At 37.1% G+C, this 1,531-nt stretch carries 2 protein-coding genes; both read left to right on the top strand.

Annotated elements, in window-relative coordinates; genetic code table 11:
* A partial coding sequence (locus AC1DTM_RS26025) for a cytochrome ubiquinol oxidase subunit I (protein ID WP_477001240.1) occupies positions 1 to 432 on the top strand: 432 nt, incomplete at its 5' end.
* The gene (gene cydB / locus AC1DTM_RS26020; protein WP_016104558.1) at positions 419 to 1,435 is read left to right on the top strand and encodes a cytochrome d ubiquinol oxidase subunit II; all 1,017 of its coding nucleotides are present in this window, start codon (positions 419 to 421) and stop codon (positions 1,433 to 1,435) included. The genes AC1DTM_RS26025 and cydB, both read left to right, overlap by 14 nt.
* The last annotated feature ends 96 nt before the right edge of the window (positions 1,436 to 1,531 follow it).

Raw genomic sequence — 1,531 nt, 5'->3', positions numbered from 1 at the left:
GTACATACTATGTTCTGGAGTTTTAGAGCGATGGTAATGAGTGGAACATTCATGCTTCTTCTAGGAGTGTACGGCTGGTTCTTATCAAGAAAAGATCGTTTAGCTGAAAAAACTTGGTATTTAAAATTAATGGTATATGCAATTGCACTACCGTTTATCGGAAATACAGTAGGTTGGATTATGACTGAAATGGGACGTCAGCCTTGGGTTGTCTTCGGTGTTATGAAAACAGAAGATGCAGTATCTCCAAATGTTTCATTTGGAGAAGTATTATTCTCTCTTGTTTCATTCACATCACTATATGTAATTATTGGAGGCATTACTGTTTACTTATTCGTTCGTATCATTAAAGGACATGCGAATAAGAAAACGAAAAAGGATTATCAGAGCCATGATCCATTTGATAAGGAGGAAGAGTATGTTATCTCTTAATGAGTTGTGGTTTCTAATTATCTCAACCTTATTCGTTGGCTTCTTTGTACTTGAAGGTTTCGATTTTGGTGTAGGAATCGTTTCAAGGTTTTTAGGAAAGAATGATTTGGAAAAGCGTATATATTTAAATACAATTGGACCGTTTTGGCACGCAAATGAAGTATGGCTTGTTTGCGCTGGTGGCGCTATGTTTGCGGCATTTCCGCACTGGTATGCAACTTTATTTAGTGGGTTCTACATTCCGTTTGTGTTTATGCTTCTTGCTTTAATTATAAGAGGCGTTTCCTTTAAATTCCGTGCGAAAATAGAAAACCATAAGTGGAAAAGTTTCTGGGATTGGGGCATGTTTATTGGAAGCATGTTACCTCCTATACTTTGGGGAGTTGCAATCGCAAACTTTATGACAGGTGTACCAATTGATGGAAGTAAAAATATGGTAGGCGGATTCATGAAATTACTTCACCCATTTGCGTTACTTGGGGGAGTTATGTTTCTTCTTCTATGTATTGTTCATGGTTTGCAATTCCTTACTATACGTACAACAGGAAAATTACGAGAACGCGCACGTATTGCCGCGACAAAGATTGCACCTTTTTCATTAATAACACTTCTTGTTTTTGCAGCTGTAGGGTTATGGAAAACAGATATTTTCACCGCACATGGTTCAGAGTGGCTAATGGTTCCAATTGGAGCTTTTGTAGCGCTATTTGTTTCTACTTTATTAAATAAAAGAAGAAGAGATGGTTGGGCCTTCTTTATGACAAGTTTAACAATCATTTTGCTAAGTGCAAGTGTGTTCATCGGTATGTTCCCGCGTGTCATGATTAGCTCATTAGGAGCGGTAAATGATTTGACAATTTATAATGCGGCATCAGGACCTTATGCATTAAAACTGATGAGCTATTTCTCTCTTGCTATTTTACCGTTTGTTATCGGTAGTCAAATATGGAGTTTCTATGTATTTAGACAACCTGTTAAGTCAGACAAAGATTTGGAGTACTAATGAAAAGAAAAAGAGGACTTCCGTCGTATCCTGGTAGCCGAGTTTTATATGTAACTTTAAGTCTTATTAGCATTTTAGAGGCGTGTAGTATCATTG

It is taken from the genome of Bacillus sp. P4_D3 (genome assembly GCF_056401855.1).
This window is presented reverse-complemented; position numbering and strand designations above follow the sequence as displayed.